Source organism: Okeania sp. SIO2B9, from assembly GCF_010672505.1.
Lineage (GTDB): Bacteria > Cyanobacteriota > Cyanobacteriia > Cyanobacteriales > Microcoleaceae > Okeania > Okeania hirsuta.
The window spans coordinates 1-3,010 of the sequence record NZ_JAAHGK010000961.1; the positions used below are offsets into that span (position 1 = coordinate 1).

At 32.8% G+C, this 3,010-nt stretch carries 1 protein-coding gene and 2 pseudogenes; all 3 read right to left on the reverse strand.

Annotated features, from left to right (window positions below; genetic code table 11):
• Positions 1-1,340: pseudogene (locus tag F6K13_RS25995) on the reverse strand (hypothetical protein); the annotation flags it as partial.
• 244 nt (positions 1,341-1,584) lie between these two features.
• Positions 1,585-2,478, reverse strand: coding sequence for a hypothetical protein (locus tag F6K13_RS26000; RefSeq protein WP_124143191.1), 894 nt, complete (start codon positions 2,476-2,478; stop codon positions 1,585-1,587).
• Between the two features lie 312 nt (positions 2,479-2,790).
• Positions 2,791-3,010 (reverse strand): annotated as a pseudogene (locus tag F6K13_RS26005) (hypothetical protein); the annotation flags it as partial.

Here is a 3,010-nt window from a genome sequence, read left to right on the forward strand (position 1 = left end):
TATTTTAAGTGGGAAATGAGTTTTTTCCAAATAGTATTTCCATAAATTAGTTGCTCTATTTCTTGGTCAATATTTGTGTTTAATAAATTGTTCCCCAAAGATTCTAAATATTCTAAATCGTGGCGAACTTGTTGTTTGATTATAGTAGAATAGGTTGACCATAAACTATTTTTAGTTTTTAATAGCCAACAGAAAGCAGGAACAGATATTTTTCCTCCTAATATTTGATAGAAGGCGTAATTCATTCCTAGTACAATTAATGGATCTAATGATTTTTGATAATTTTTCAGTTGAGATTGTAATTTTAGAGATATTTTTTGTTTCTCATCTTCTTTTTTTTCATCTCCAGTAATATTTAACCAATTCAGATATTCTGGTAAAGTTTCGGGAATAAAAATTGCTCTTAAAGTTAATAACCTAACCATTTGAGCATTTGCATTTTCTTGTTTTACAGCATTACTCGCCCCCAGATTATCAAACAGGTTGTTTAAATATTTTGATGTAACTTGACCATTCTGTAATTTTAAAATTAAATTTTCTACCCATTCTTGTTTTATTTGAGAACCACTAATTAATCCTTTAATTGCTGTTTCTATAGCTGCTTCATCTATATTTGTTGAGATATTTTTCCTGGGATTTTTCATCATCTTTGTCTGTATTTGTAACAGATTTGCTTCTACTTCAGTATTAGCAGGATGAATAATAATAAATTGTTCTGGTCGTTCAATTGCTTCAACATTATAAGCCCATGATATAGGTAGATTGTTGGCTTTAATTTCAGCCATTTTATTAATAATTTGTAAGTCAGATAATTCAGTAGGAATTATTACAGGTATAACTTGACTACTCAGCCAATTTTGCCATTCTGTGGGTAAATTTATTTCTGATTTTGTAGTAACTGTATGTTGATTTGGTTTACCAACTTCTTTAGTTTCAGATGGATTAAATACCGGATTAACACCTTGTTGTTGTTGAGTACTTATCCAGTCTAATATTTGCCAAATATTATCTTTACCAGTGCAGAGAAAATAACGATAAAAAGAAGTCGAACGTCCATACTCATCTTGTCCAGTAGTGACTACAGCAACTACTGAATAATCTGGTTCTTCATCATTCATACTCAGCACAACTCGCCCAACAAAAGTAGGTTCTTTACTATGACGATCTTTGCTAACTTCAAAGCCTTTATTAGCAATGGCTCTTCCTACAGAATGGGGAACTTGGGGCAAGGTTAAGTTCATATATTCCCCTACTTTAAATCCCCGAGAAATCCATTTACCATCTGGTAATATTTCGGGAATTATACCTGTGCTGAACTCGTGAATTTCAATAGTTTCCATTTGCTGATTTTAGGAAGGTGTTAATAGGAAGATTTTAGGTTTTAATAGGAAGGTTTTATATGATGTCCGGATAATTAGTGAAAAAAAACTTTCTCCTTTTACCGAAAAATTGTGGTTGAAAGCCTCCTCTTTTAAAAGGATAAAAAGAAAAATTTTTCTTTAAGTTAATCCTCTTCTTTTAAAGGAGAGGTAATTCTCAATTCTTAATTCTAAATTCTTAATTCTTGAACTATTCCCTATCTTCCTAATCTAATTGTGAATTACGTTTACCCGTACAAATCCAATATATAGGAGAAACTAAGCCAAAAGGTCGCCATTTTTTCGAGTCTTCTAATACTGATGCTACCCCACCACGACCCCGATAAATTTGCTGAGAATTTGGCTTATAATACTTATTTCCTGTCACCCCAAAAGCAGAAGTTGTAAAATATTCCACATTACCCATTCCCAAATTTTGCCAAGATTCTAATCTTTTAAAAATAGTAGGAAACCGCGCCTCTGCTAAAAACTTCGGTCTATTTCTATTTACCCATAAATCAGCTAATTCACACTTAGTTAAAACCAAAGCAATACGCCGTTTTTCATTAAACAAATCTCGACCTGCTAATGCTACTAAAAGTTGATCGACTCCCCTGGCATATTCTAGGTCTTTACGATGAGTTGTACCGTCAATCATTAACATAATTCCCGTAGCTGGAAAACAATCATTTAAGTAGTCTCGAAGTAATTGAGAATCTGTTTGCTGAAGTACATCGCTGAAAAATTCTCCAGAATAATCTTTGCAACTAATATCTAGATTCAAAACAGTATTTGATCGCCTCAAATTATCTTCTGCTTTGAGAGTAATTCTTAAACTATAATCCTTAATTTCTAGCACATCATTAGCTAGACGAGTTTGTTCAATTTGTAACCCTGACTCTATCAAATTTTGTGCCTGCTGAATCAAATATTCTCCATCTTTATTTGCTGGAGTAACTAACTCAACAGGACTAGAAAAATCAGCATTTGGCCACCTAGCTAAAGCTGCCATATAAGTTGTTTTACCAGCAGCACGATCGCCTATTACTCGTAAAATGCCAGAACAATTTTCCTCTTTTAAATTCTCATTAATTCTGTTCTTTAATAGGGACTTAAACATTATTTTTACCGAAAAATTGTGGTTTGAAATAGCAGTCAGCACCTCAGCGGTCAGCTATCAGCTTCTCAAGGTGTATAATAGGGGTTTCAATCCCCCATAAAAGGGGATAATAAATAAAAATTTTCATTATCAGTCAATCCTCTTATTTTCAAGAAGAGGTAATTATTCATTATTAATTGTTGAAATCCTCTTACCGAAAAGTTGTGGTTTAAAGCCTCCCCTTTTAAGGGGATAATAAAGAAAAATTTTCATTATTAGTCAATCCTCTTCTTTTCAAGGAGAGGTAATTATTCATTATTCATTATTCATTATTCATTGTTGAACTTGACTTAACCAATACAGGGGTGAAACTATGCCATAAGGTTTCCATTTCAAAGGTTCCCGTAAAATTGAGTGGGGACTTCCTAATTCATCAGTACGATTTGGGCGGGGGTCATTTCGTTGTAGAACGCCAAAAGTAGATATAGCATAAAACCGTAAATTTTGTTGAGGAATACGTTTTTGTAAAATACTGGTTGTTCTTGGTAAATGA

Bases quoted from the DNA above. Each gene is read 5' to 3' on its own strand.
- F6K13_RS26000 (WP_124143191.1), bottom strand. From the start codon at position 2,478: ATGTTTAAGTCCCTATTAAAGAACAGAATTAATGAGAATTTAAAAGAG.